The 26,660-nt window shown below is 52.5% G+C and carries 19 protein-coding genes and 8 pseudogenes; 15 read left to right on the forward strand and 12 right to left on the reverse strand.

The features are described from left to right. Positions 1-59: 59 nt before the first annotated feature. The 3 genes from JZM30_RS24080 to JZM30_RS18060 all read right to left on the reverse strand — a co-directional run bounded on the left by JZM30_RS24080 (position 60) and on the right by JZM30_RS18060 (position 2,894). Complete coding sequence (locus JZM30_RS24080) at positions 60-416, reverse strand: PDC sensor domain-containing protein (protein WP_308167186.1); 357 nt, start codon at positions 414-416, stop codon at positions 60-62. A 604-nt stretch (positions 417-1,020) separates the two neighbouring features. Then, complete coding sequence (locus JZM30_RS18055; protein WP_252320368.1) at positions 1,021-2,214, reverse strand: amino acid aminotransferase; 1,194 nt, start codon at positions 2,212-2,214, stop codon at positions 1,021-1,023. A 65-nt stretch (positions 2,215-2,279) separates the two neighbouring features. Beyond that, on the reverse strand, positions 2,280-2,894 hold the full coding sequence (locus tag JZM30_RS18060; RefSeq protein ID WP_252320371.1) for a YitT family protein: 615 nt from the start codon (positions 2,892-2,894) through the stop codon (positions 2,280-2,282). A gap of 10 nt (positions 2,895-2,904) precedes the next feature. Here JZM30_RS18060 and JZM30_RS18065 point away from each other — a divergent pair, with 10 nt between their 5' ends. Beyond that, positions 2,905-3,045: a hypothetical protein gene (locus JZM30_RS18065; protein ID WP_252320373.1), complete on the forward strand. Its 141-nt coding sequence runs from the start codon at positions 2,905-2,907 to the stop codon at positions 3,043-3,045. A 168-nt stretch (positions 3,046-3,213) separates the two neighbouring features. On the opposite strand, the gene JZM30_RS18070 is transcribed toward JZM30_RS18065, so the two are convergent. Beyond that, a complete protein-coding gene (locus JZM30_RS18070) occupies positions 3,214-3,678 on the reverse strand; it encodes an Lrp/AsnC family transcriptional regulator (RefSeq protein ID WP_252320375.1) in 465 nt (154 codons plus the stop codon). Between the two features lie 362 nt (positions 3,679-4,040). Between JZM30_RS18070 and JZM30_RS18075 the strand changes: the two are divergent. Next, positions 4,041-5,421: pseudogene (locus JZM30_RS18075) on the forward strand (amino acid permease). 139 nt (positions 5,422-5,560) lie between these two features. Here JZM30_RS18075 and alr read toward each other — a convergent pair. Both alr and dnaB read right to left on the reverse strand, forming a co-directional pair. After that, entirely contained in the window at positions 5,561-6,640 is a 1,080-nt protein-coding gene (alr, locus tag JZM30_RS18080; RefSeq protein ID WP_252320377.1) for an alanine racemase, read from the reverse strand. Between the two features lie 38 nt (positions 6,641-6,678). Beyond that, positions 6,679-8,085, reverse strand: coding sequence for a replicative DNA helicase (dnaB, locus tag JZM30_RS18085; RefSeq protein WP_252320379.1), 1,407 nt, complete (start codon positions 8,083-8,085; stop codon positions 6,679-6,681). Positions 8,086-8,201: 116 nt separating this feature from the next. Between dnaB and JZM30_RS18090 the strand changes: the two genes are divergently transcribed. After that, positions 8,202-9,191 (forward strand): quinone oxidoreductase, encoded by a 990-nt coding sequence (locus JZM30_RS18090; RefSeq protein WP_252320381.1) that lies wholly within the window; start codon positions 8,202-8,204, stop codon positions 9,189-9,191. A gap of 406 nt (positions 9,192-9,597) precedes the next feature. On the opposite strand, the pseudogene pspG reads toward JZM30_RS18090, so the two are convergent. The 4 genes and pseudogenes from pspG to JZM30_RS18110 all read right to left on the reverse strand — a co-directional run bounded on the left by pspG (position 9,598) and on the right by JZM30_RS18110 (position 12,596). Continuing rightward, positions 9,598-9,820: pseudogene (gene pspG / locus JZM30_RS18095) on the reverse strand (envelope stress response protein PspG). A 163-nt stretch (positions 9,821-9,983) separates the two neighbouring features. After that, a complete protein-coding gene (gene dusA, locus JZM30_RS18100; RefSeq protein WP_252320383.1) occupies positions 9,984-10,988 on the reverse strand; it encodes a tRNA dihydrouridine(20/20a) synthase DusA in 1,005 nt (334 codons plus the stop codon). A gap of 109 nt (positions 10,989-11,097) precedes the next feature. Beyond that, the gene (locus tag JZM30_RS18105) at positions 11,098-11,742 is read right to left on the reverse strand and encodes a DsbA family protein (protein ID WP_252320385.1); all 645 of its coding nucleotides are present in this window, start codon (positions 11,740-11,742) and stop codon (positions 11,098-11,100) included. Continuing rightward, positions 11,730-12,596, reverse strand: a complete 867-nt coding sequence (locus JZM30_RS18110; RefSeq protein ID WP_252320387.1) for an MBL fold metallo-hydrolase — start codon at positions 12,594-12,596, stop codon at positions 11,730-11,732. Before JZM30_RS18110 ends, JZM30_RS18105 begins: the two co-directional genes overlap by 13 nt. 117 nt (positions 12,597-12,713) lie before the next feature. Between JZM30_RS18110 and JZM30_RS18115 the strand changes: the two are divergent. Further along, positions 12,714-12,875 (forward strand): annotated as a pseudogene (locus JZM30_RS18115) (helix-turn-helix domain-containing protein); the annotation flags it as partial. Here the strand turns inward: JZM30_RS18115 and JZM30_RS18120 are convergent. After that, positions 12,852-13,523: pseudogene (locus JZM30_RS18120) on the reverse strand (LysR family transcriptional regulator); the annotation flags it as partial. The pseudogenes JZM30_RS18115 and JZM30_RS18120 overlap by 24 nt on opposite strands. Before the next feature lie 453 nt (positions 13,524-13,976). On the opposite strand from JZM30_RS18120, the gene JZM30_RS18125 reads away from it, so the two are divergent. The 10 genes and pseudogenes from JZM30_RS18125 (at position 13,977) to JZM30_RS18170 (ending at position 24,876) form a co-directional block, all read left to right on the forward strand. Next, positions 13,977-15,047 carry an ABC transporter substrate-binding protein gene (locus JZM30_RS18125; RefSeq protein WP_252320633.1) on the forward strand — a complete coding sequence of 357 codons (1,071 nt, stop codon included), beginning with the start codon at positions 13,977-13,979 and terminating at the stop codon, positions 15,045-15,047. A gap of 85 nt (positions 15,048-15,132) precedes the next feature. Further along, positions 15,133-15,967, forward strand: a pseudogene (locus JZM30_RS18130) (ABC transporter permease). A gap of 17 nt (positions 15,968-15,984) precedes the next feature. After that, complete coding sequence (locus JZM30_RS18135; RefSeq protein ID WP_252320389.1) at positions 15,985-16,770, forward strand: ABC transporter permease; 786 nt, start codon at positions 15,985-15,987, stop codon at positions 16,768-16,770. 1 nt (position 16,771) lies between these two features. Continuing rightward, a pseudogene (locus JZM30_RS18140) lies at positions 16,772-17,740 on the forward strand (ABC transporter ATP-binding protein). Between the two features lie 108 nt (positions 17,741-17,848). Beyond that, the gene (gene lysA / locus JZM30_RS18145) at positions 17,849-19,111 is read left to right on the forward strand and encodes a diaminopimelate decarboxylase (protein WP_252320391.1); all 1,263 of its coding nucleotides are present in this window, start codon (positions 17,849-17,851) and stop codon (positions 19,109-19,111) included. A 385-nt stretch (positions 19,112-19,496) separates the two neighbouring features. Then, complete coding sequence (locus JZM30_RS18150; RefSeq protein ID WP_252320393.1) at positions 19,497-20,552, forward strand: GntT/GntP/DsdX family permease; 1,056 nt, start codon at positions 19,497-19,499, stop codon at positions 20,550-20,552. An 11-nt stretch (positions 20,553-20,563) separates the two neighbouring features. Continuing rightward, positions 20,564-20,794: a hypothetical protein gene (locus JZM30_RS18155; RefSeq protein ID WP_252320653.1), complete on the forward strand. Its 231-nt coding sequence runs from the start codon at positions 20,564-20,566 to the stop codon at positions 20,792-20,794. 65 nt (positions 20,795-20,859) lie between these two features. Next, positions 20,860-21,955: pseudogene (locus JZM30_RS18160) on the forward strand (glycerate kinase family protein). A 30-nt stretch (positions 21,956-21,985) separates the two neighbouring features. Beyond that, entirely contained in the window at positions 21,986-23,428 is a 1,443-nt protein-coding gene (gene pyk, locus JZM30_RS18165; protein WP_252320395.1) for a pyruvate kinase, read from the forward strand. Positions 23,429-23,721: 293 nt separating this feature from the next. Further along, a pseudogene (locus JZM30_RS18170) lies at positions 23,722-24,876 on the forward strand (CdaR family transcriptional regulator). A 21-nt stretch (positions 24,877-24,897) separates the two neighbouring features. Here the strand turns inward: JZM30_RS18170 and JZM30_RS18175 are convergent. Continuing rightward, complete coding sequence (locus JZM30_RS18175) at positions 24,898-25,218, reverse strand: PTS lactose/cellobiose transporter subunit IIA (protein ID WP_252320397.1); 321 nt, start codon at positions 25,216-25,218, stop codon at positions 24,898-24,900. A 213-nt stretch (positions 25,219-25,431) separates the two neighbouring features. On the opposite strand from JZM30_RS18175, the gene JZM30_RS18180 reads away from it, so the two are divergent. Continuing rightward, positions 25,432-26,649 (forward strand): PTS sugar transporter subunit IIC, encoded by a 1,218-nt coding sequence (locus JZM30_RS18180; protein WP_252320399.1) that lies wholly within the window; start codon positions 25,432-25,434, stop codon positions 26,647-26,649. Positions 26,650-26,660 lie beyond the last annotated feature (11 nt).

The raw sequence follows: 26,660 nt of genomic DNA on the forward strand, positions 1-26,660 counted from the left end.
ATTCGGCTTTTATCATGATGATAAATAATTGTGCCATCTTTATTGAGGACATAAGTATCTTAATTATCGTCATCAAACTGCGAATTCATAAATTCATTTGTCGCATTGCGGTTGTTGAGATAAATAGAACCGCCGACGTACCCTAGCTGTTCGCCCTCGGCATTGTGGATAGGAACAGAAATATAGACAATCAGTTTACCAATCAGAGAAACATAGGGCTGACTGATAAAAAAGGTGTTGGCCTGAACCGTCGCTGCATGGGAAGAGGAGGTCAGACGCGCATCAATGACTCCTGGTTGCAATGGGGAAAACGCGCGAATGTAGCCCTGTTTGTCAATGACCGAGACGGAATTGAAGCGATGACCAATCTGCCGAATTCGCTCGACCTCTTTTTGCAGCGTGTCAGCGTTTTTCATGTTATCGGCGAGCAGTTGAGCACTAAAACTGAGCTGTGATTGGGAAGAGGAAAAAAAGTATCGACGGTATTTGCGAGTTTTAATGAATAGTTGAGGTTTATTTTAAAAAACTGATCGGTCAATAACTTTTTGTGTGTGTCGTAGAAGGCGAAATAGCTATTTACAAAAATAACTGACATACCCGAAAGTGCGATGAAAAGAATGAGACGTCGTAAATTGACCTGAAGAATAAAATGCTTCTGAAATGGTTTCATTTATTGTCTTTCTGCTTATTATTGTTATCGCAAATCAGCGAGCGATCGGCTGTTCAACATCATGATGTAAGTTAATGATTAAGACAGTGAATGTTGAAAATACCCTTTCTCTTTCACAGTAGGGGGAGACTGGCTCCCGTACACCTCAGACTCAGCTGAGGACTGCGCCCTATCCATCGAAATCTGTTGGGTAATAAATTATGGGATATGTCTTAAATAGTAGTTCAGAGCAAGCGGAGTGTCAATGTCGTGCTATATAAAAATTTATTATGAATCACGGTGAAAGAGGAATGGTTAGATAAGTGGAATGGCAAAAAAAGGCTTAACGTTGGCGTTAAGCCTTTGATGGGTTATTGAACCGCAGCGAACGCTTTGGCGACGTGTACGACGTTGCCCGAATTCAGACCCGCAACGCACATTCTACCGCTGGCGATCAGATAAACACCAAATTCGTCGCGCAGGCGATCTACCTGTAGCGGGCTGAAACCGGTGTAGCTAAACATGCCGCGCTGTGTCAACAGGTAGTCAAAATTGCGCGTTGGCAATTCTGCTTTCAGAGCATCCACCAGCGCTTTACGCATGGCGAGAATACGTGAACGCATTTCTTCGACTTCCGCTTTCCACTCTGCATTGCGTGCTACATCATTCAGCACGTTAGAAACCACCTGAGCACCGTAATTCGGCGGTGTTGAGTAGTTACGACGTACTGTGGCCTTCAACTGCCCCAAAACGCGCTGTGCGCTTTCGGCATCTTCACACACCACGGAGAGCCCACCCACGCGTTCACTATAAAGAGAAAAAATCTTGGAGAAGGAGTTGGCTATCAGGGCAGGAACGCCCGCGCTGGCAATGACGCGCAGCGCGTAAGCATCTGCATCGATGCCGCCGCCAAAGCCTTGATAGGCGATATCCATAAACGGAATAAGTTCGTGTTTGATCACCGTTTCAATAATGCGATCCCATTGCGCATTAGTCAGATCGGAACCGGTTGGGTTATGGCAGCACGGGTGCAACAGTACGATGCTGCACGCTGGCAGGCTTTCTAGCGTGGCAACCATGCCATCGAAATTTACGCCCAGCGTTTGTGCATCAAAATAGGGGTAAGTGTGTACCTTAAATCCGGCACCGGCAAAAATAGCGATGTGGTTTTCCCAGGTAGGATCGCTGACCCATACCTCAGATTCAGGGAAATAGTGTTTCAGGAAGTCAGCACCCACTTTCAGTGCGCCGGAACCGCCCAGCGTCTGGATAGTGGCGATGCGGTTTGTAGCCAGCGCCGTGTGTTCTTTGCCAAACAGCAGCGTCTGAATAGCGGAACGGTAGGGTTGGAAACCTTCCATGGGCAAATAGGAGGAAGCCGCTTTGGGCTGCGCTTCAAGTACATCAACGGCACTGCTCACGGCGCGCAATTGCGGGATGATATTCTGTTTGTTGTAATAGAGCCCGATACTGAGATTGATCTTATCTGCGCGCGGATCTTGCTTGTATTTTTCCATCAGAGACAGGATAGGATCTCCGGCATAGGCGTCGACATGTTGGAACACGGTTTTTCTCCTGAAATAATTATCTGCCACGCTTAACGCGCAGCGCGCAACCACTGGGCGGTCATTTAGACCGTATAACGCCCCGGGCGGTGATTCATCGCAATGATTAAGTTAAGAATCACGGCACCTAATACGGAAACCACCAGCATAGGTACGCTTACCACAAACAGTGAAGCCAGCGCAATCACCACACCAACCGCCATTTGTAACTTGCCAGCGCGTATGCCGTAGTGATCCTGAAGGTAGAGCGCCAAAATATTCACGCCACCCAGACTGGCCTTGTGACGAAACAGCACAATAAAGCCTAGCCCAATGATGATGTTGCCAAACAGCGTGGCATAGAAAGGCTGAAGTCTATCGAAGTAAATAAACAGCGGATGCACGTCTGACAGTAGGAAAACCAACCCGACGGCACAGAAGGTCTTGATGGTGAAATGCCAGCCCATGCGGCGAACGGCCAGATAATAAAACGGCATATTGATCAGAAAGAAAATAGTGCCAAATGAAATATGCGTGATGTAGTGCGGCAGGAATGCCACCCCTGCCGTGCCGCCGGTGAGCGCGCCGGATTGACGTAACAGGATGATCCCAAAAGACACCATCAATGAGCCAATCAACAGTGCCAGAACATCTTCCAGCAGCGTGTGTTTTAGATTTTCAGTTGCGACAACGTTATCCATGATGTGCTCAATGGCAGAAAAAAATCAAAATGTGGCGCAAGCAAAGCAAAGCAAAGCAAAGCAAAGCAAAGCAAAGCAAAGCAAAGCAAAGCAAAGCAAAGCAAAAAGTGCACCAAAAATGGCGCTGAAAGTGGAGAGGTTGGCGCATTAACACGAATAATAAGTATAAGTTATTGAAATAAATTAATTACCATCCGCATGAAAGGTGCATTAAACTTAATTTTTTGCGTGATTCACGCATTATTTAATGGTTTTGTGCGTGATGTGACGGTTGGTGTGCACTAAAAAGAAGCATCTTGCCATAATAGGGTGCAAGCCTTCAGTTAGGCAGCATCAGTCCATTTTCTTTCAGCCGATTCAGCACAACTGAGGTCTTCAGGTGAGAGACGCTTTTATTCTGCGACAAGATGCGACTGATCAAATCGCTCAGTCCTTGCAGATCGGCTACCGCAACTTTCAGTAAATAGTCGGCATCGCCGGTGGTTTTGTAGGCATCAATGATCGCATCTACCTCTCCTAACATCTGGTGAAAGCGCTCTACGTAGTCGGCGGTATGGTTGATCAGGCGCACTTCGATCAAACCGAGACATTCCAGACCGATGGCATTGGGTGCCAGGCGGGCGTGGTAGCCCAGGATCTGCCCAGTCTGCTCAAGCGCAATGCGACGGCGCGAACACTGCGATGCGGATAACCCGATCAGTTCGCTTAACTCCTGATTGGTCAAGCGACCGTTGGTTTGCAGTAAGGTCAGCATTTTCAAATCATAATCGTCTATCTGGTACATGGCGCTTTATCTGCATGATGTATCGGGAGATAAAACAGACTAACAGCTTTTTATCACCGCGTGCCGCTTCTTTTTATATACCGGCCCTACAGGGGATTGCACAATAAAAGGGCGTGCACCGTGCTGGCGCAATATCGTGCGTATGGTGATGCAATTAAGGGCGTTCTGTGCATAAAGGTGCCTGTTTATGCATCAATCTGTTTTTTGCCTCCATGCAATATCATGTTAAGTGATAATAAAAAAATAATGAGTATATTCATGATATTAGTTTCAGTTATAACTGGAATTCGCCGTGGCCTTGCTGAGGCTGGCCTGATTGTTGCTATGAGATTGCCAACACAACATCATGTTCGGGGAATGTCATGGATACTTCGCAGACAACGGATCAGCTTAAAAGAGGGTTAAAAAACCGCCATATCCAGTTGATTGCATTAGGGGGCGCGGTAGGCACCGGGCTGTTTTTAGGGATTGCGCAAACCATCAAAATGGCCGGGCCATCGGTATTGCTGGGCTATGCGATTGCCGGGATTATTGCTTTTTTCATTATGCGTCAGTTAGGGGAAATGGTGGTGGGGGAGCCCGTAGCCGGTTCATTTAGCCATTTCGCCATAAATATTGGGGCAGCTTTGCCGGTTTTATGTCTGGTTGGAACTACTGGGTGCTCTATGTATTGGTCAGCATGGCAGAGCTTTCTGCGGCCGGGATTTACATTAAATACTGGTTTCCCGATGTGCCGACTTGGGTTTCGGCGGCCGTTTTCTTCCTGCTGATTAACGCCATCAACCTCACTAACGTGAAGGTTTACGGCGAAATGGAATTATGGTTTGCCATCATTAAAGTGGCGGCGATTATCGGCATGATTGTGTTCGGCTGCTATCTACTGATAAGCGGAAGTGGCGGGCCGGAGGCCAGCGTGGCTAACCTGTGGCAACACGGCGGGTTTTTCCCCAATGGTTTTGGTGGCATGGTGATGGCGATGGCGGTCATCATGTTCTCCTTGGCGGTCTTGAACTGGTCGGAATCACTGCCGCTGAGGCCGATAGGCCAGAAAAAAGTATTCCGCGCGCCACCAATCAGGTTATTTATAGCATTCTGCTGTTTTATGTGGGCGCGTTGGCGGTGCTGCTGTCGCTGTACCCCTGGCAGAAAGTGGTGGAAGGCGGCAGCCCGTTTGTGCTTATTTTCCACGCGCTGGATAGCAACGTGGTGGCAACTGTGCTGAATCTGGTGGTGCTGTCCGCGGCGCTCTCGGTGTACAACAGCTGCGTCTATTGCAACAGCCGTATGCTGTTTGGCCTAGCTAAACATGGCAACGCACCTCGCGCACTGTTGAGCATCAACAAACGCGGTATTCCGCTGAACGCGTTGGGCGTATCAGCGCTGGCAACCGGGCTGTGCGTGGTGTTGAACTACCTGATGCCGGGCAAAGCGTTTGAGCTGCTGATGGCGCTGGTGGTGTCCGCGTTAGTGATCAACTGGGCGATGATTTGCATTACACACCTCAAGTTCCGCCATGCGATGCAAGTGGCCGCAAAGGAAACGCGTTTCAAAAGTTGGGGCTATCCGGTGACCAACGTGATTTGCCTGCTGTTTCTGGCGGGTATTCTGGTGATCATGGCGATTACGCCCGGCATCCAGATCTCGGTATGGCTGATCCCTGTGTGGCTGGTGGCAATGTCTGTGGCTTATCGGGTGAAGAACCGTAACCGCGCGCCGGCAGATATCGCGGTCAGTGACGTGTAATTGATGAAAAAGGTACGCTGATAAACCTGCTCAAAACAGTCATTCTGCCCACCCCCGTCATTTCGCTGTGGATGACGAGAGAGGAACGTGGATTTGTCATCGATTTCAGGCGTACCTTTCGGTACGCCTTTCTTAAGCATTAATCGTCGAGGTACTCCAGCGCCAGGCGCTGCGTCACACGGGTAATCAGTTCGTAAGCGCTGATCTTGGTGTGTGCGACGATCCGCTCGACGGGCAGCACATCTCCCCACAATATCACTTCATCGCCCACCTGCTCCTGTGCATTGGGTCCCAGATCGACCGTCAACATATCCATCGATACGCGTCCCACCAACGGCACCTCACTGCCATTGACCAGCACTGGTGTACCAAACGGCGCTGAGCGCGGATAGCCATCGCCATACCCCATCGCGACCACGCCGAGCAGGGTATCGCGATCGCTGGTCCAGATACAGCCGTATCCCTCGACTTCACCAGCTTTGTGCTCGCGCACCGCGATCAGGTGTGAGGTGAGCGTCATAGCCGGTTGCAGTCCAAAATGTGCGGCAGTTTCGGTGGCCAGTGGTGATACACCGTAGAGAATAATCCCCGGTCGTACCTGATTGCGATGCGCCTGTGGCCACAGCAGAATACCGCCAGAAGCCGCGATAGATTGCGCGCCCGGTTTTCCCTCAGTGAAGACATCAAAGCAGGCGATCTGTTTCAGCGTGGTATTGAACTCAGACTCATCTGCGCGGCAAAAATGGCTCATGATATTCACCGGTTGCACCACATTGCGGCACTGAGTCAGCCGTTGATAAAACGCTTCTGCTTTATCAGGACGTACACCCAAACGGTGCATGCCAGTATCCAGCTTCATCCACACGGTAAGTGGATGCGGTAAATCAGCCTGCTCCAATGCTTCCAACTGTTCGACGCTGTGCACCGCAGTTTCCAATTGATGCTGCGCCAGTAAGGGAAGATCGTCGGCAGAGAAAAACCCTTCCAGCAGCAGGATGGGTTTGCTGATGCCCGCTTGGCGCAGTGCCAACGCCTCCGAGAGTCGGGCGACGCCGAAGCAGTCGGCATCCTGAAGGGTGGTGGCGCATTCCACTGCGCCTTGGCCGTATGCATTGGCCTTGACGATGACGACCAGCCGACTGTTAGGCGCTAACTGGCGCACGCGCTGCATATTGTGACGCAATGCGCGGCGACTGATGACGGCGGTTGCCGTTTTCATTTCTACTGTCCTTAGCGCTGCCCGCTCAGGTGCGCTATTTATTCATCATCGTATTGTGGACCGGCGTAATTATCAAAACGCGACCACTGCCCGTTGAAGGTCAACCGAACGGTACCGATAGGGCCGTTACGCTGTTTCCCTAAGATAATCTCAGCTATGCCTTTCAAATCGCTGTTTTCATGATAAACCTCATCACGATAGATAAACATAATCACGTCAGCATCCTGCTCGATAGAGCCAGATTCACGCAGGTCGGAGTTGACCGGGCGTTTGTCCGCTCGTTGCTCCAGACTACGGTTAAGCTGAGAGAGTGCGACCACAGGCACTTGCAATTCTTTTGCCAATGCTTTGAGAGAACGGGAAATTTCGGCGATTTCAAGGGTTCGGTTATCCGAAAGGGCGGGCACCCGCATCAGTTGCAGGTAGTCGATCATGATCAGGCTGAGGCCATCATGCTCGCGGAAAACGCGGCGTGCACGGGAACGTACTTCCGTGGGCGTCAGGCCGGAAGAGTCATCGATATACATGTTCTTCTTCTCAAGCAGAATGCCTATGGTACTGGAGATGCGCGCCCAGTCCTCATCATCCAACTGCCCGGTACGGATACGGGTTTGATCCACACGTGACAGCGAGGCCAGCATACGCATCATGATCTGTTCGCCGGGCATTTCCAGACTGAAGATCAGCACTGGTTTTTCTTGCATCATGGCGGCGTTTTCGCACAAGTTCATGGCGAACGTGGTTTTCCCCATTGAGGGGCGCGCCGCGACGATGATCAAATCCGATTTTTGCAGTCCGGCGGTTTTTTTATCCAGATCCTGATAGCCGCTGGAAACGCCGGTTACCCCGTCGTGCGGACGTTGATACAACTGCTCGATGCGTGAGACGGTATCTTCCAGAATGCGATCGATACTTTTTGGGCCTTCATCCTTGCTGGCGCGGTTTTCAGCGATCTGAAACACGCGCGATTCCGCCAAATCCAGCAGATCTTCACTACTGCGACCTTGTGGATCGTAACCCGCATCGGCGATTTCATGGGCAACGGCGATCATCTCACGCACCACAGCCCGTTCGCGCACGATATCGGCGTAGGCACTGATATTAGCGGCGCTGGGGGTGTTCTTCGCCAGTTCTGCCAGATAAGCAAAACCACCGACCGTGTCCAGTTCGCCTTTTTGCTCCAGCGACTCGGACAGGGTGATGAGATCGATGGGTTTTTTCAATTCCAACAGCCGCTGCATTTCGCTGAAAATCAGACGGTGGGCATGGTTGTAGAAATCGTTGGCGACGACGCGTTCTGCGACGTTATCCCAGCGCTCGTTGTCGAGCATCAAGCCGCCCAGAACCGACTGTTCCGCTTCCAGTGAGTGGGGCGGAAGCTTTAACCCTTCTACCTGTCGGTCGCGGGGCTGTTTCGATGGGGGGGCGGTGCGCTTTTCTGCCATGGGATTACGTTCTTTATTAGTTGATTTGTCATTCCATAATGGGGCATTGTATACGAAACTGACGTGATAAAAACGCGCCCGTGTGTTTATCGCACCGGACTGCATCAGGAGAAAACATGGCGAAACGCATTCAATTCAGCGCACACTGTGGCCCTGAGGTGCTGGAGTACGTTGATTTTACCCCGCGTGAACCGGCTGCAGGTGAAATACAAATTGAAAACCGTGCTGTCGGGATCAATTTTATCGATACCTACGTGCGCAGTGGGCTTTATCCGGTACAGGCCTTCCCATCTGGGCTGGGCACCGAGGCGGCGGGTGTGGTGGCGAAAGTCGGCGCGGGCGTAAGCGGGTTTCAGATCGGCGATCGCGTGGTGTATGCGCAAGCGGGGCTGGGGGCTTACAGTGCGGTGCACAATGTAGTGGCGGATCGCGTTGCGCATCTGCCGGATGCAATCAGCTTTGAGCAGCGTGCGGCGTCGTTCCTGAAAGGGCTGACGGTATACTACCTGCTGTGTGAAACCTATGAGATCAAATCCGGTGAGACATTCCTGTTCCACGCGGCCGCTGGTGGTGTTGGCCTGATCGCCTGCCAGTGGGCCAAGGCGCTGGGCGCGAAACTTATTGGTACGGTAGGGTCAGATGATAAGGCGGCGCTAGCGCGCCAGGCAGGTGCCTGGGCGACCATCAACTATCGCAGTGAGAACATTGCGCAGCGGGTACTGGAATTAACCGATGGGAAGAAGGTGCCCGTGGTGTACGACTCGGTGGGTAAGGACACCTGGGAAGCCTCGCTCGACAGCCTGCAACGTCGCGGTGTGATGGTGAGCTTCGGTAACGCTTCCCGCCCGGTGACCGGCGTGAACCTGGGCATTCTGAATCAGAAAGGGTCGCTTTACGTGACGCGTCCGTCGCTGTTTGGCTATGTGACTAATCGCGCAGAACTGGATAAAGCGAGCAGCGAGCTGTTTTCGCTGATTGCCAGCGGCGCTATCAAGGTAGATGTTTCTGCCAATCAGATCTTCGGGCTGTCGGAAGCGCAAAAGGCGCATCGCGCACTGGAGAGCCGTCAGACGCATGGTTCCTGCCTTCTGATCCCTGGACGATAAGTGAGCCGCTGTAGTCTGTCGTAATGGCAATAGTAGGTGGTCAGCGTAAAGAGTAAGGGCCCCAAACGGGGCCCTTGTTGCTGCATTATTTTTGATATTTCATCATGCTGTATGTAGGGTACAGCGTGGCGAACGTCAGCGCATCGAGGCGTAATTTTTTTGGATGATGATGCTCTGATGCGGATGAAATCATTTTTTATTGATTCGCGCAGGCCGCGTGTCCTGTGCGTGTTACCGGTTACGCAAACCGCCTTGCTACTATGGAGGCAGTCATAGTGACCAAGAGTCGCCATCCTAACAGCGGCTTAGGGGAAAAAATATCTGCTGGCGCACAAAATTGGCGTAAATTACCGGGGATCGTGGTGCTCAGAAGCGGTATTTGCTGCTGCCGTCACAACGTGTGACATCAGCGGTAATCACGCAGTGGTTTTTGCTGCCAGTAACGCCACAGCCAGACGATAGCCACCGCCAGCAGCAGCCAGGGCAGCACTTCAATGGCGGTAACAATCAGCCCCCCCCACCAGCATGACCACCGCAGCAATGACCAGTGCGCCCAGTACGCCAATCAGTGAAATCCCGGTGACCATTAGCATCACGAAAAAGCCCGCAACGCACAAAAACTCCAGCATGATTTCTCTCCTCAATCAGATGTGCCGTACTAACGGCGCGTTCTGCGGGAGGTATTACAAGAAGTATTACAACCTTCCCCTTCTGATAACGTATTGATTTATCAGAATGGAATGTCGGTGTGGGCAATAGTTTGTGGCTATTTTGACTAACAGTTTGTGTTTTTTATGCCGCGCGATCGCGTACCAGCGCCAGTGCCGCTTCCACCACCGGGATGCCTGCGCCGGGTTTGTGGGCATTTTCGCTTAAATGACGGCGCCATTGACGCGCGCCGGGAATACTTTGGAACAAGCCCAGCATATGGCGGGTGATATGGCCCAAATAGGTTCCGTTGGTCAGTTCATGCTCAATGTATGGGTACATCGCTTCCACCACGCTAAACGGGCTGACGGCGGGTGCATCAATACCGAACAGTTGCGAATCGACATCCAGTAGCAGGCCGGGATTTTGATAGGCTTCGCGTCCCATCATCACCCCATCGAGCTGCGTCAAATGGGTTTTTGCCTCTTCCAGCGTTTTTACACCGCCATTAATGGCGATGGTCAACGCCGGAAAATCGCGCTTGAGCTGATAGACGCGTGGATAATCCAGCGGCGGGATCTCGCGATTCTCTTTTGGAATCAGGCCTGAAAGCCAGGCTTTGCGTGCATGGATAATAAAGGTATCGCACTGGCCGCGCTCGGCCACGGTGTGAACAAAATCGCACAGAAAAGCGTAGCTATCCTGATCGTCGATGCCGGTACGGGTTTTCACCGTAACGGGGATCGATACTCGATCGCGCATCGCTTTGATGCAATCCGCCACCAACTCGGCTTCTGCCATCAGGCAGGCACCGAAGCGTCCATTCTGCACGCGGTCCGAAGGGCAGCCAACGTTGAGATTGATCTCATCGTAGCCGCGCTGCTCTGCCAACTGCGCGCACTGCGCCAGCGCGGCAGGATTGCTGCCGCCCAACTGCAACGACACCGGATGCTCGGTATCACTGTAAGCCAGATAATCTCCCTTGCCGTGAATAATGGCGCCGGTCGTGACCATCTCAGTGTACAGCAGAGTTTGACGGGTCAGTTGGCGGTGGAAATAACGGCAATGGCGATCGGTCCAATCGAGCATCGGCGCGATGGAGAAGCGTTGTGCTGGGAAGCGGTGCTGAGTATCAGAAGATGGGCGCATACGTCTTACTGTGTCTGGTCAATCGTGATCCCAATGCAGGGAAACCTGAGCACAGTGTATCATTGAAAGCCGGTGTCATCGACACCGGCTTACGGGCTGTGGATACCACCTACGCAGCAAACCTGCCGATTTTAACCTGCAAGAAGGCGCGCCACGCATCGATATTGCCCAGAAATTCGACCGTCTGGACAATTTCTCTGTTACCGTCGGCGGTTTCCAGCACAAAGGTGGGGAAGCCGTGTCCGCCCACTTTCGCCAACAATGCGCGGCTTTCCTTGAAATGTTGCTCCAGTCCATCGGCGTTAACGAAGGCATACTCATTAGCAAAGGCAACGGAGTCCAGCCCAATTTCACTGGCGCACTGTGTCAATACATCGACATCAGCGATTTTTCTGCCCTGTTCGTAATGCGCACGTTGCACATGGTGCAGCATCTCATAGCCTTTGTTAGCTATACGTTCTGCCGCGATGACGGCTGCTGTCGGCGGCGCAGAGTCCAGTACGACGCTGGTATCGCGCAGCAGCTTATCGAAGTAAGGCTGGCCGGTCAGTTCTGCGATACGCTGGTCATAAGGCAACACGTAGTCATGCCACTGCGGGGTGACCTGACGGCGGTTGCTGCCCGTCATCATTCCGCCACCGTGCAGCACCACATTGACGCCTGGCATTGCATGCGCTGCCTGCGCCAGTGGCGCGGCACCGTAGCACCAGCCACACAGCGGGTCATAAATATAGTGTAGGGTTACTGCGGCCATTTCATTTCACCTTTAAGCACTTTGGCACTCAGTTCCAGGCTGGACTCTTCGTGCAGGTCTGGGTACTGCTTTTTCATGGTATCGATCAGCGCAGCTGAATCTTTACTGGTAGCCAGCGCTTTTTCCAGCGTGTTCAGGTATTGCAGGCTGAACGTGACGCTGCTCAGGCTGTAATCCATCGGCGGCAGGAAGTGACCCGGTACCACTTGTTTCGGTTTTAACTGCTCAATCTGTTGTAACGTCTGACGCCAGTCAGCGCGAGATTGTGGCGTTTGGGTATCGGCAATCCACAGGTGGATATTAGCGGAAACCGGAATCCATCCCACCACGGTGCTCATCGACGGGATCCACACGAAAGTGCGATCCGGCGTAGGTCCTGTCAGACCTTTCACTTCCAACTTCTGACCGTCAACGGTGAAGCTGTCACCCTTCAATGGCGTTGGCACGATAATCTTTTGCGGCGCATTCTCTTTCATGATCGGGCCCCAGTAGGCGACTTTACCCACCTGGCTGGCTTCGATCGCCGCGATGGCAATCACTTTTGCGTCTGGAAAGGCGACCTTGATCACATCCAGACCGAAATAATAGTCCGGATCGGAATGGCTGATATAAATAGTTTTCAGCGGCTTGCCTGTGGCTTTAATGCGACCCACCAACGTTTGTGCATCGTTACGTTGGAACTGGGCGTCAATCAGTGCCACTTCATGTTCACCAACAATCAGCGCGGATGATACCGGGAAAATACTGGCTTCACCGTGGTTAAAGACTTCAAGCTTCAACGGAGAGGCGGCGTGAGCCACGGTAGTCATGCTCAGGATGGCGGCAGCAACAAGCGTTAAGGTAGATTTTTTCATAGCAGAAATTCCATTCATTATTCGTTAAAAGTTCGCAACGGGGGTTATCTTAAGTTGCAATTATCGTAATAAAAATGGCTAAATGGTGGCTTCTCTGTTGCATAAATCTAGCTAATCATGGATCGCATCACTGCTGCTGAAGTGTTTGTCGCTATTGTTGAACGAGGGAGCATGAGCGTTGCCGCCGAGCTATTGGATATGTCGCGCGCTATGGTGAGCCGCTACCTGAATGAAATGGAAACCTGGGCGCAGGCTCGTTTGCTGCATCGCACCACGCGCTATCCCGACGCTATCAAAGAGTTTGTCCAGCAGTTGGCGATAGCTATCGCTGCTTGAAAGGCTGATAAATCGCTCATGGCGAAAATCTTCTGGCGTCAGTATCTGACGCGCGGCTAAACGGTGCTGTGTGGGCAGCACGCACACTTCGTTCAACGTCAGCAGGGTGTGGCGCTCGGTGCCTGCGGGCGTCACGCTGTTCTCCGTCAACCCCAGATCGTGGCGCTGTGCTGACAGCCACTCTTCCAGCAGCGGCGATTCCTGAGGTATGACGTGTAGGCTGAGTGAGGGATAGCTGTCCAGCAACGGTTTGCATACGTTAGGAAGCAGGGACTGAGAAAATACCGGCAGGCAGGCGATAGAAAGCTGTGCCTGTTCAAAACGTCGAATGTCGCGCGCGGCATTGATGATGCGATCCAACCCGTAGTAGGAGCGTTGCACCTCTTCGAACAGTTGCAACCACTGCGCCGTCGGGTGAAGGCGTCCGCGTACCCGCTCGAACAACGGCATCTGCACCAGATGCTCGAAGCGTGCCAGCTCACTGCTTACGGTGGGTTGCGAGGTATTGAGCAACGCGGCTGCCTCGGTGAGGTTACCGGTGGTCATGACGGCATGAAAAATTTCAATGTGGCGCAGTGAAATGGTCGGCATCGTGGCCTCGGTCGTGGTTGCCTCGCTAACCAATATCATAAATGAATAGCTTGGCCGGAATTTATTTATTTTTTCACCAAATGCGGATGGAGTCGCGCTTGGTGGTTGTTCAATCAATCGCAAAGCACATTTTCTGCGGTTAATGTCACATGACGGTAATGTTATCACTGTGGTTCACAGCCTCTGAATGGATGAAGACATGAGGCTGAACTATCATCGGGTTACTGCGCTTCATGCAGGCGCATTTCACCAGAATTAAACACCGATATCGCGCAATGTGCACCATGACGGGGAATGTCGAGCTTGGCCCGATGGGTATGTTCTCGTCCCACCTTGCGCTGACATGCGGTTGTCATACACCCGACATATAACTTTCATCCCGCTGTGCTGAATTGGCGTAGTTATTGCTGGCTAAGACCAGCGTCGCGAACCTATGAAATCAGGAGCATCATGATGAAGAAATTGTTGTCTTCCGTGTTAATCAGTAGCGCACTGTTCTCCTCAATCGCTTTTGTTTCCGCCCCGGTGTTGGCACAGGATCTGGCTGCGTTGGAAAAAGCTGCACGGGCTGAAGGCGCGGTAAACAGCGTAGGGATGCCGGACAGCTGGGCCAACTGGAAAGACACCTGGCAGGATCTCTCAAAAAAATACGGTTTGAAGCACAGTGATACCGATATGTCTTCCGTGCAGGAAATCGCCAAATTTGCGGCTGAAAAAGAGAATGCCAGTGCCGACATCGGTGACGTAGGCGCTGCGTTTGGACCGATTGCGGCGCAAAAAGGTGTAACCCAGCCCTATAAACCGACCACCTGGGAACAGGTGCCTGACTGGGCTAAAGATAAAGATGGACACTGGGCGCTGGCTTATACCGGATCTATCGCCTTTATTATTGATAAACAGCAGGTGAAAGAGATCCCACACAGCTGGGTCGACTTGCTTAAAGGCAATTACGTTGTGACCATTGGTGACGTTAACTCCGCCTCTCAGGCGGTAAGCGGCGTACTGGCAGCCAACTTTGCGCTGGGTGGTGACGAAAAAAACCTGAAACCGGCGTTGGAGTTCTTCGGCAAGCTGGCGAGAGCCGGGCGTCTTGGCGTTACCGATCCGGTGATCTCAAATATCGAAAAAAGGGAAGTGCAGGTTGGTGTGGTGTGGGATTTCAACGGTCTGAACTACCGCGACAAAATCAACAAAGATCGTTTTGAAGTGCTGATCCCTTCCGATGGTTCCGTGATCTCCGGTTATACTACCATCATCAATAAATACGCCAAAAACCCCAAAGCGGCCAAGCTGGCGCGTGAGTACATCTTCTCTGATGCCGGACAGATCAATCTGGCGCGTGGCTATGCGCGCCCGATCCGCGCGCAGCACATCACGCTGCCAGATGATGTGAAGGCTAAACTGTTGCCGGAAGAACAGTACAAAAGCGTACGCCCGATTGCTGACGGCGAGGCCTGGGATAAAACGGTGAAAACGTTGCCGCGTCAGTGGCAAGAGCACGTTATTATCAATATGAAACAGTAAGGCCTGTTCCTGTGCGCACCCTGTCCGGATACGAAGAGGTGGCGCACAGGGTGTATTGGTCCACGCCGCAGAGGGAGGATAACGCGTGAGAAAAAACTGGCTGGTCGCAGGGATCCTGTTGCCGTTTTTTGCCGTCTTTTTTGCGTTTCAGATAGCGCCGCTTATCTGGATCCTGGTGAACAGCTTTTACAGCCAAACGGAAGAGGCGTGGGGGTTGGCGAACTATACCGATATCCTTTCTTCGCCGTTTTACCTTCAGGCGATCCGCTTTTCATTGGATATCTCGTTTTGGTCCAGCTTGTACGGCGTCATTATCGCCCTGATTGGTGGCTACTCGTTGCGCCAGCTGGGGACGGGGCGTTTGCAACGCTTCGTGTTGTCGTTTGCCAATATGACCAGCAACTTTGCGGGTGTTCCGCTGGCCTTTGCCTTCGTAATTATGGTAGGGCTGAACGGTTTTATTACTGAAAAAATATGGCGTGATCGACGGGTTCAACATCTACTCCAGCGATGGTTTGATCCTGATATACACCTATTTTCAGATCCCTCTGGGGATATTGCTGCTCTATCCCGCGTTTGACGGACTGCGCACGGAGTGGCAAGAGTCGGCGGCTTTGCTGGCTGCACCGCGCTGGCGCTTCTGGCTGCATATCGGCATTCCGGTGTTGACCTCCGCGCTGCTCGGCACCTTTGTTATCCTGCTTGCTAATGCGCTCGGGGCTTACGCCACCATTTACGCGCTTACAACGGGTAACTTCAACGTGGTGCCGATACGCATTGCTGCGTTGGTCGCCGGGGATATCACCCTGGATCCTAATCTTGGCAGCTCGCTTTCCGTGCTGCTGGTACTGCTGATGGCGTTGATTACCGTTGTCCACCAGTGGTTGCTGCGGCGGAGCTATCTCCATGCCGCGCCGTGACCTGACCGGAGGTTGCCATGTCATCCTTTGAACGGCGCTACCATCAGACGGTGGTATTATTGGTGTTGCTGATTTTGCTGTTGCCGCTGCTCGCGACCTTGGGCTATGCGCTGGCGACAGAGTGGGGTGCCACCATTCTGCCCAACGGCGTGACACTGAAGTGGTTTATTGCCCTGTGGGGCGATAGCCGTTTTTTGGTGGCGTTGGGCCATTCGTTGCTGATCTGTTTTGGCGCACTGCTGTTTTCGCTGCTGCTGGTGTTACCCGCGATGTTTGTCATCGCCTGGCGGTTTCCGCGTTTAGATGGGGTGATGAACGTGCTGATTTTGCTGCCGTTCTCTGTGCCGTCGGTGGTCTCTTCGGTAGGATTATTGCAGCTCTATTCCTCAGGCCCGCTCGCCATTACCGGCACGCCCTGGATTCTGATCGGCTGCTACTTTGCTATCGCGCTACCCTTTATCTATCGCGCCATTTCCAACAATATTCAGGCGATTAACCTCAAAGAGCTGCTTGATGCGGCGCATTTATTGGGGGCCAGCACTTGGCAGGCGGCGCTGTGGGTGGTGCTGCCTAATCTGCGTAAAGGTGTGATGATCGCGGTGTTGTTTTCGTTCTCTTTCCTGATTGGCGAGTTTGTGTTTGCCAACTTGCTGGTAGGGACCCGTTTTGAAACGTTGCGGGTGTATCTCTACAACAAACGTAATGACAGTGGGCACTTTACCGGTGCGCTGGTGATCTCCTATTTCCTCGTCGTGCTGCTGGTGACCTGGCTGGCCAATATTCTTAACCGGGAGAAATCATGATATGCCCTATCTCGATGTAAAACAGCTCAATAAACACTACGGGCCAACCAAGGTGTTTCACAATATCGATTTCTCAGCGGCCGAAGGGGAGTTTGTTACTCTTTTGGGGCCGAGCGGCTGCGGCAAATCGACGCTGTTGCGTTGTCTGGCGGGCCTGACGCCCGTGGACAGATACTGTTACAGTGGCAGGATATTGTGCCAGTGTCTCCGCAAAAGCGCGGCATTGGTATGGTGTTCCAGAACTACGCGCTGTTTCCCAACATGACGGCGGAAGGGAACGTGGCTTTCTGGTTAAAAATGCAGAAGCTTGGCGCGGGAGATTCGCCAGCTGGTGGCCGAGGTGCTGGCGCTGGTTGAATTGAATGAATTTGCCCACCGTTACCCACATCAGCTTTCCGGCGGCCAGTGTCAGCGCGTGGCGCTGGCGCGCTCGTTGGTCACGCGCCCGCGTTTACTGTTACTGGATGAGCCTCTTTCCGCACTGGATGCGCATATTCGCCGCCATCTGCGTGAACAAATCCGTCGCATTCAACGTGAACTAAACCTGACGGCTATCTTTGTTACCCACGATCAGGAAGAGGCGTTGACGCTCTCCGATCGTATCGTGCTGATGAACAACGGGGAAATCGTACAAGATGGCGATGCGGTGTCGCTGTATACACAGCCTGCTAATCTGTTTGCCGCCAGCTTTATCGGCAGCTATAACCTGTTGAGTGCCGCGCAGGCGCAACAGTTGACGGGAGAACATTTCACCGGTCAGGTGGCACTTCGTCCTGAATCCATCACGCTGGGTACGCCTGAACAGGGCATCGCCGGGAAGATCCTCAACCACAGCCTGCGGTACCGTATCGTGGTTAACGGCGTAGAGCTGGCTGTCGATGTACTGAATCGTGCACCGGGCGATCTGCACCGAGCAGGCAGCACGGTAGGGGTGCATATTACTGCCGATGCGTTGCGCGAAGTGGCTTAGTTAAGCCATATCATGGATGAATAGAATATGCGAAAATCGATATTTGTTTAAATCGTTGCAGCCCGTTACCGTGTGGCCATTGCTCCCCTTTTGTTGCACGGAAACCCTATGCCGCACGATCTGAATGACCTTACCCACGCGCTTAACGCGCATAGTCTGCGTGAATTACCCGCTCGTTTTGGATGCCCGGTGTGGGCCTATGATGCGCACACCATCGTGGCGCGTATTGCACAACTCCGTCAGTTTGACACCATCCGCTTCGCGCAAAAAGCCTGCTCCAACACGCATATTCTGCGCCTGATGCGCGCACAAGGTGTAAAAGTGGATTCGGTATCGCTGGGGGAAATTGAGCGCGCCCTGGTGGCCGGGTTTGTGCCGGGTACGGCAGATCACGAGATTGTGTTCACCGCCGACATGCTGGATATGCCGACGCTGGCGCGTGTGGTGGAACTGAATATTCCGGTTAATGCCGGTTCAGTGGATATGCTGGCTCAACTGGGGGCGGCTCAGCCGGGTCAACCGGTGTGGCTGCGCGTCAATCCGGGATTTGGTCACGGCCATAGCCAGAAAACCAACACCGGCGGTGAGAACAGCAAACACGGTATCTGGTATGCCGATTTACCGCTGGCGCTGGCGCAAATCCAACGCTACTCCCTGAAGTTGGTCGGCATTCATATGCATATCGGTTCCGGCGTGGACTACGGCCATCTGGAGCAGGTGTGTGATGCCATGGTGCGTCAGGTGGTTGAGTTTGGTCAGGATGTTGAAGCCATTTCCGCTGGCGGCGGACTTTCCATTCCTTATCGCGTGGGTGAGCCGGTGATCGATACCGAGCACTACTTTGGCCTGTGGCACGCAGCGCGTCAGCGTATTGAGGCACACCTTGGCCACCCGGTGACACTGGAAATCGAACCGGGACGTTTTCTGGTGGCGGAGTCTGGCGTGTTGGTGGCGCAGGTGCGTGCGGTCAAAAACATGGGCAGCCGCCACTTCGTGTTGGTGGATGCCGGATTTAACGATCTGATGCGCCCAGCCATGTACGGCAGCTATCACCATATTTCGTTGTTGCCGGCAGATGAGCGTTCTCTTGCTGGCGCACCGTTGCGCGATACCGTAGTAGCAGGGCCATTGTGTGAATCCGGTGATGTGTTTACGCAACAGGCTGGCGGTGGCGTGGAAACGGTGGCGTTACCTGCGGTACAGGTTGGCGATTATCCGGTGTTTCACGACACCGGGGCTTACGGTGCCTCCATGTCCTCCAACTACAACAGCCGCCCACTTCTGCCGGAAGTGCTGTTCGAAAATGGTGAAGCACGCTTGATTCGTCGCCGCCAAACCATTGAAGAGTTACTGGCGCTCGAGGCGCTGTAACCACGCCATGTTGTGTATCCTCCTCAGCGTCTGCGGATGCTGGGGAAAGGATGACGCCACGATAAGCCGCAGGAATACGGTCCTCCCCTCCCCAGCAATGTGATAAACCTCTCGCTTTCTTGTTCCGCGACACAAAAATATTTATATAAATGCCCAATTTTTTCGTGTTGCAACACATAGGTTATTTTATTGCCAAGTCATAGAATAATTCTCAATCCATAAGAGCATGTGATAAGGAATTATTTATCGATTCTAATCTTTTCCAAAAGAAAACTATTTAGAACGGCATGATTTATTACCACATTAAATAATGCAGATTCCACCAGGAATGAATTTGCATTAGCACCCTATTGTCGAAGACATATAAAATATAAGAGGTCTCATTATGCATACCATAGAACCCTTGGCATGGTACGGGGCGTTGATTGGTCTTTTTATTGCCATTGCGCTCATCCTGAAAAAAATTAATCCGGTGTACTCCTTGTTCCTCGGTGCCATTCTCGGTGCGGTGATCCGCGTGCTGGCAGCCGGTGTACTGGCTGGCGTGATGATGGAGTCGGGCGCGGCAGAAACTATCGCCCAGGCCATTGTGAGGAAGATGTGGGAGAGCAAAGCGATTTTAGCGCTGGCGCTGGCCACCATGATCATTACCGCAGTGGGCGTATTTATCCCCGTCGCAGTATTAATTGTTGCACCCATTGCGTTATCGGTGGGTAATAAAATGGGGATTTCCAAATTGGCATTATTACTGGCGCTTTCCGGCGGCGGTAAAGCCGGTAATATTATATCGCCGAACCCCAATACCATTGCCGCAGCAAACGGTTTTCACCTGAATTTAAGCGATGTAATGATCGCCGGTTTTATTCCAGCCGTATTCGGTTTGATTATTACTGTCGTTGTCGCTTCGATGTTGAAAAATAAAGGGATCATGGTAAGTGGTGAAGAAGCTGCCGCTGCTTATGGCACCCAGAGCGCGAAAAATGACAAAACCTACCCAACGCTGGGTAAGGCTATCGTCGCGCCAGCGGTTGCCGTTATCTTATTGATGATTAACCCGATTGGTTCCATTTTCCACATCAGCGCGCTGACCGCGTTCAAGCTGGATGCGATGTATGTACTGCCGATCGCCGGTATCGTTGGGCTGATTGCCATGGGGCAAAAGCACAAGGTGATTGCCTATACCGCTTCAGGTCTGGAAAAAATGACCGCTACCGTACTGATCCTGATTGGTGCTGGTGCGATTGCGGGCCTGATTGCCGCATCCAATCTGTCGGCTCAGGTGGTGCAACTGATTAACGTCATGGGCATTTCCGGCACCTTCCTGGCACCTATCTCCGGTATTTTGATGGCGGCAGCCACGGCTTCCACCTCCACCGGGACCATTCTGGCGACCGGTACCTTCGGTAACGCCATCGCCACTATCGTCATTGCGCGCCGATAGCCTCTGCGGTCATGGTACACACCGGGGCCACCGTTATCGACTCCTTGCCGCAGGGCAACTATTTCCACGTTACAGCGCAGAGCATGAGCATGAACATGAACATGAACATGAACATGAACATGAACATGAACATGAACATGAACATGACCATTAGACAGCGTATGGGCTTGCTGCCTTACGAAGCGATTGTCGGTGGTACCGTGACCATCGTCGCTACCGTGCTGTACGGCTTTATTCTTTAGTTTGAGGCAACCCACAATGAAAAAAAGAAACGTTTGTATTAGCGCCCGATTCATTTAAAGAGAGCATGACGGCGAAAGAAGTGTGTAACGCGATGGAAAAGGGTTGCGTAAGGTATTCCCCGAAGCGAATTTCGTGCACGTTCCGATGGCAGACGGCGGTGAAGGCACCACCCAGTCGCTGATTGATGCCACCGGAGGCACACTGTATGCGTTGAACGCGACCGGACCGTTGGGAGAAACGGTTGAGGCCAGCTACGGCATCATGGGTAACGGCGAGATTGCCGTGATTGAAATGGCGTCTGCCAGCGGTATTCAATTTGTTAACCGCGACACCAAAAACCCGTTGGTGACCACCACCTACGGCACCGGTGAACTGATCCGCGCCTGCCTGGATAAAGGCATCAAGAAAATCATTCTGGGTATCGGTGGCAGCGCAACCAATGATGGCGGCGCGGGCATGGCAGAAGCGCTGGGCGTGCGTTTTTATGATGAAGCGGGCAATACGCTGCCGCGCGGCGGCGGCGCGCTGGATCGTTTGCACCACATCGATCTTTCCTGGTTGGATAGCCGTTTGGCACAGGTGGATATTCAGGTTGCCTGTGATGTTACCAACCCACTGTGCGGCGAGCAGGGGCATCAGCGATTTTCGGCCCGCAGAAAGGGGCAACGCCAGAGATGGTTGCACAGTTGGATAACAATCTGGCGCATTACGCGGCGGTGATCCGCAATTAGTTAGGCAAAGAGATTGCCACTGTGCCGGGTGCCGGTGCGGCGGGCGGTTTGTGCGCGGGGCTGATGGCTTTCACCCAGTGCACACTGCGTCGGGGTATTGATATTGTTGTCGAATTCAGTGGGCTGAGTGACAATCTGGTTGGTGCGGATTTTTGCTTTACTGGTGAAGGGCGTATCGATTACCAAACCAAGTTCGGTAAAACCCCTTACGGCGTTGCCAGAACCGCCAAAGCGCAGGGTGTACCGGTTATTGCAGTATCCGGCTGCGTTGGCGAAGGTATTGAAGCACTGTATGGCGAAGGTATCGACACCATTTTCGGCATTATTCCACGTGCAGACAATATTGAAGCGCTACTGAAAGATGGTCCGATTAATATGGAACGTGCGTGCGAGAATATTGGCCGTCTATTGAAAAAAGCAGCAGCATAATTAAGCGCCAGTAATAAAAAGGGAAAGAATATGACTGAAACTATTCGGCGCACCAAGATTGTTGCTACCCTCGGCCCGGCAACCGATCGTGATAATAACCTGGAAAAAATAATTAGTGCAGGCGCTAACGTAGTCCGCTTTAATTTCTCGCACGGTGTGGCAGACGATCATATTGCTCGTGCGGAACAGGTGCGCGCAATTGCCCAACGCTTGGGTAAGTCAGTGGCTATTCTGGGAGATTTGCAAGGGCCTAAAATTCGGGTATCAACCTTTAAAGAAGGTAAAGTATTTCTGCACGTCGGAGATACCTTTATTCTAGATGCCCTATTGGAAAAAGGCTTGGGCGATAATACTCAGGTTGGCATCGATTATAAGGCGCTGCCGCGCGATGTGGTGCCGGGTGATATTCTGCTGCTGGATGATGGCCGTATTCAACTGCGTGTCGTGCGCATTGACGGCGAAAAAATCATTACAACTGTCACCGTAGGCGGAACCCTCTCCAATAACAAAGGCGTCAATAAGTTCGGTGGCGGGCTTTCCGCCGAAGCGCTGACGGAAAAAGACAAGGCAGATATTCTGCTGGCAGCCAGAATGAAGGTGGATTTTCTGGCGGTCTCATTTCCACGCACCGGAGACGATTTACGCTATGCGCGTCGTTTGGCGCGCGAAGCGGGCTGTCAGGCGGCCATTGTTGCCAAAGTGGAGCGCGCGGAAACTGTTGCCACGCCAGAAAACATGGATGACATGATTCTGGCTGCGGATGCCATCATGGTAGCGCGTGGCGATTTAGGCGTAGAAATTGGTGATGCCGCTCTGGTGGGCGTCCAGAAGCGTCTGATTCAGCGCTCGCGTCAGTTGAACCGCTTGGTGATCACCGCGACGCAAATGATGGAATCGATGATTTCCAGCCCGATGCCGACGCTTGCTGAAGTGATGGACGTCGCCAATGCGGTGCTGGACGGCACCGATGCTGTAATGCTATCGGCTGAAACCGCCGCAGGCAGCTATCCGGAGCAAGCGGTATCGGCGATGGCGAACGTGTGCCTTGGGGCTGAGCGCAGCCCCAGCATCACCACCTCGAAACACCGCCTTGATGTGCAGTTTACCAATGTCGAAGAGATGGCGGCGATGTCTGCGATGTATGCGGCTAACCATTTGCAGGGCGTTAAAGCCGTGATAGCGATGACGGAGTCGGGCCGTACTGCCCGCATGATGTCTCGCATTAGCTCTCGTTTGCCGATTTATGCGCTATCACGTCATGCCGAAACGTTGAATCAGGTTGCGCTGTATCGTGGCGTTACGCCCCTGCCGTTCAATGGCCGTGCCGAAGGGCTGGGCGCGGCGCAGGATGCCATCGCGCTGCTGAAAGCATGCGGCGCGATTGCGACCGGCGACAGCGTCATTTTGACACAGGGTGACAGCGCCGGACAAATTGGCAGCACCAACACCTGTCGTATTTGCATCGTGGAATAAGCGCGTGCTGCCCATCGCCGTCTGTTGGCTATGGCGGCGATGTATCGCGTTAATTTCCTGTATCGATATTCATGATTTATTTTTTATCGCTGTTGAAGTCTTTATTTTTAAACAGAAATAAAATACAAAGCACGTTATGAAATAAAGTTATTCGTCTTTCCCTTTATAATAATTGGGTTGGTGTAAATAACTTTATTAAATTACAAAAGGCAGTGGTTGTTGATGTGGCGTATTTGCATGCGGGGTATTTCCTGCTGGCGAAATATTTTTGCGCTGCACCAGGGGAATAGTAAATGACAGATTATGATTTCGACGCGAAATTAGCTTATTCGATCGTTGAACGCATCATGAAAATTATTGACTGTAATATCAATGTCATGGATGCCAGAGGTCGTATTATTGGCAGCGGCGATCGCGAACGTATTGGTGAAATTCACGAAGGGGCGCTATTAGCGCTCAGTCAGCAACGAGTCGTTTCGATTGATGATGCGTCAATGCATACGCTGCACAGTGTCAGGCCCGGCCTGAACCTGCCACTGTGGTTAAATAACCAAATCGTCGGCGTCATTGGCCTAACCGGCGATCCCGATGGTCTGCTGCAATTTGGCGAGCTGGTGTGTATGACGGCGGAAATGATGCTGGAACAGGCTCATTTGCTTCAACTGTTGGCGCAAAACAGCCGTCTGCGAGAAGAGCTGGTGTTAAGCATGGTGCGTAACGACAGTTACTCAGCCACCATGCAGGAGTGGGCGCAACGTTTGGGCGTCGATCTGACATTGCCACGTGTCGCCATGGTGGTGGAACTGGACAGCGGCCAGCTCGGTGTCAGCACGGCAATGAGCGAATTGCAGCAGTTGCAGTCTTTGCTGATGGAGACCGGTAAAGACGATCTGATGGCGATTGTGTAACTCACCGAAATGGTGGTGTTGAAACCAGCTTATCTGCATGCGGAGCGCTGGGAACCCGAAGAGCATAAGCGTCGCATGACACAGCTCTATCAGCGTTTACAGCAGGGCAGCCCGCTAAAAGTACGCCTGGCGCTGGGAAACTTTTTTCCACAGGAAGGAGGCGTGGTGCGCTCTTATCACACAGCAAAAACCACCATCAGTGTAGGCAAACAGCGGATGCCTGACGTGCATTGTTTCTGCTATCAGGACATCAAACTGCCAGTGCTGCTCGATAGCCTGCGCGATGGCTGGCAAGCGGCAGAGCTGGTAAGCCCGTTGCATCGGCTAAAAACCAATGACGGCAACGGGGTGTTTCGAAAAACATTGCATACCTGGTTTCGCCATAATCAGCAGGCCGGTGAGACAGCCAAGGCGCTGTTTATTCACAAAAATACGCTTGAATACCGCTTACGGCGCATTGCTGAACTGACGGGACTAAACCTGGCGAATTTTGAGGATCGCTTTCTGCTCTACGTGGCTGCACAGTTGGATCAAGACTAGCGCAACCTGGTGTTATGCTGCTCAGGCAGCACCGGCGAACTCTTGGCGCAGCATCACAATCTCTTCAGCCAGATCGCGACACAGCATCTCCGTCATCAAATGATCCTGGGCGTGTACCAGGATCAGATTGACCGGTATCTTTCCTTGCCCTTCATCTTCCCCAATCAGTTGCGTCTGGATCAGATGCGCGGCGCGCACCGCGTCCTGGGCGGCGGCTAATGATGCTGCGGCCAGTTCCCACTTCTTCTGGCGCGCTGCCTGAATGGCCATCATCGCCTGAGAACGCGCTTCTCCGGCATTGATGATCAACTCCATTACGGTGGTTTCCATCTCAATCGTCATTTTTAGCCTCTTATGGTATGCCAAATGTTGCGTGGATCATCATATTAGAATTCCAATATTGGTTTATGGGAGTGTTGTCACAGAAAAATAACGCATATTGGTCGAATTTTGGTATGCCAAAAGCACATGCGCGATGAGCGGTATGCATTCTGCGCGTAACGGCTATCTGGGGCGCTGTCCCGCACGACACAACCATTGTGATGAGGTGCTGTTATGTCATTCAAGGACCAAGTGATTGACGCATTGGGTTCTTTTACCAATAAGTTCAATAGTCTGCGTTATATTATGGCCATCAAGGCCTCGTTTATTACCCTGATGCCGGTGATTATCGTCGGTGCCTTTTCCGTGCTGATCTCCAACATGGTGCTCGATCCGAAAAACGGTCTGGCCAGTTTCGCGATGTTTTCTTTTTTGGCACCTCTCAAACCCATCATGAGCTGTATCAACTATGCAACGCTCAATTTTCTGACCATTGGCGCGGTGTTTCTGATCGGGATCGAACAGGGGCACATTAACGGCTCACGCAGCCTGTTTCCCGGCATGTTTATTGCCATCCTCTCGGTGGAGATCTACAGCAAGCTGGAAAAAATAGACCGTTTGCGCATCAAAATGCCAGACAGCGTACCGCCTAACGTTGCCGCATCGTTTTCGGCGTTGATCCCTGGCATCATCACCGTGACGTTCATTGCTACCCTTGGTTTCACTTTCCACGCTATGACCGGTATGCGCCTGTATGACGCCATTTATAAAGTGGTGCAGCAGCCGCTGGAGTCGGTGGTGCAGAGCCTGCCGGGGTTGCTGGTACTGATGTTTGTCGCACAACTGTTCTGGGTTATCGGTATTCACGGCAACCAGATGATCAAACCGATCCGCGAACCGCTGCTGCTGGGGGCGATCGCCGTCAATATGACCGCTTTTGAGCAGGAACAAGAGATCCCCAATATCATCACCATGCCATTTTGGGACGTCTATATGAGTATAGGGGGTTCCGGGCTGACCATCGGACTTTTGCTGGCGGTGATGATTGCCTCTAAACGGCGGGAAATGAAAGAGATCGCCAAGATCTCCTTTGGCCCCTGCGTGTTCAATATCAATGAGCCGGTGATTTTTGGTATGCCTATCATGCTGAATCCGATCCTGGCGATTCCCTTTATCATCACGCCGTTGGTTACCGGCACCACCGGGTACTTTGCCACCAGCATGGGCTTTGCCGGTAAAGCGGTTGTGATGGTACCTTGGACCACGCCACCTATTATCAACGCCTGGCTCTCTACCGCTGGCTCCATGGGCGCTGTAGTGACGCAAATGGTGTGCATTCTGACCGCTACCCTGATCTATCTGCCCTTCTTGCAGGTGGCATCACGTCGTGCCGATCTGGCGCAGCGGGAAGCGGAGCAGGCGGCACAGCAGGCTAACGCGGCGAGCAAATAACCAGGGTAAGG

Origin of the sequence: Candidatus Symbiopectobacterium endolongispinus (genome assembly GCF_018777385.1) — a bacterium.
GTDB classification, from domain to species: domain Bacteria; phylum Pseudomonadota; class Gammaproteobacteria; order Enterobacterales; family Enterobacteriaceae; genus Symbiopectobacterium; species Symbiopectobacterium endolongispinus.

Excerpts from the sequence above, each read along its gene's own strand:
- JZM30_RS18135 (WP_252320389.1), top strand. The coding sequence starts at position 15,985 with ATGTCATCCTTTGAACGGCGCTACCATCAGACGGTGGTATTATTGGTG.
- pyk (WP_252320395.1), top strand. The coding sequence starts at position 21,986 with ATGACTGAAACTATTCGGCGCACCAAGATTGTTGCTACCCTCGGCCCG.
- alr (WP_252320377.1), bottom strand. The coding sequence starts at position 6,640 with ATGAAAACGGCAACCGCCGTCATCAGTCGCCGCGCATTGCGTCACAAT.
- JZM30_RS18110 (WP_252320387.1), bottom strand. The coding sequence starts at position 12,596 with ATGAAAAAATCTACCTTAACGCTTGTTGCTGCCGCCATCCTGAGCATG.
- JZM30_RS18090 (WP_252320381.1), top strand. The coding sequence starts at position 8,202 with ATGGCGAAACGCATTCAATTCAGCGCACACTGTGGCCCTGAGGTGCTG.
- JZM30_RS18180 (WP_252320399.1), top strand. The coding sequence starts at position 25,432 with ATGTCATTCAAGGACCAAGTGATTGACGCATTGGGTTCTTTTACCAAT.
- JZM30_RS18175 (WP_252320397.1), bottom strand. The coding sequence starts at position 25,218 with ATGACGATTGAGATGGAAACCACCGTAATGGAGTTGATCATCAATGCC.
- JZM30_RS18060 (WP_252320371.1), bottom strand. The coding sequence starts at position 2,894 with ATGGATAACGTTGTCGCAACTGAAAATCTAAAACACACGCTGCTGGAA.
- JZM30_RS24080 (WP_308167186.1), bottom strand. The coding sequence starts at position 416 with ATGAAAAACGCTGACACGCTGCAAAAAGAGGTCGAGCGAATTCGGCAG.
- dnaB (WP_252320379.1), bottom strand. The coding sequence starts at position 8,085 with ATGGCAGAAAAGCGCACCGCCCCCCCATCGAAACAGCCCCGCGACCGA.
- JZM30_RS18155 (WP_252320653.1), top strand. The coding sequence starts at position 20,564 with ATGGTACACACCGGGGCCACCGTTATCGACTCCTTGCCGCAGGGCAAC.
- JZM30_RS18125 (WP_252320633.1), top strand. The coding sequence starts at position 13,977 with ATGAAGAAATTGTTGTCTTCCGTGTTAATCAGTAGCGCACTGTTCTCC.
- lysA (WP_252320391.1), top strand. The coding sequence starts at position 17,849 with ATGCCGCACGATCTGAATGACCTTACCCACGCGCTTAACGCGCATAGT.
- JZM30_RS18070 (WP_252320375.1), bottom strand. The coding sequence starts at position 3,678 with ATGTACCAGATAGACGATTATGATTTGAAAATGCTGACCTTACTGCAA.
- dusA (WP_252320383.1), bottom strand. The coding sequence starts at position 10,988 with ATGCGCCCATCTTCTGATACTCAGCACCGCTTCCCAGCACAACGCTTC.
- JZM30_RS18065 (WP_252320373.1), top strand. The coding sequence starts at position 2,905 with ATGGCAGAAAAAAATCAAAATGTGGCGCAAGCAAAGCAAAGCAAAGCA.
- JZM30_RS18105 (WP_252320385.1), bottom strand. The coding sequence starts at position 11,742 with ATGGCCGCAGTAACCCTACACTATATTTATGACCCGCTGTGTGGCTGG.
- JZM30_RS18150 (WP_252320393.1), top strand. The coding sequence starts at position 19,497 with ATGCATACCATAGAACCCTTGGCATGGTACGGGGCGTTGATTGGTCTT.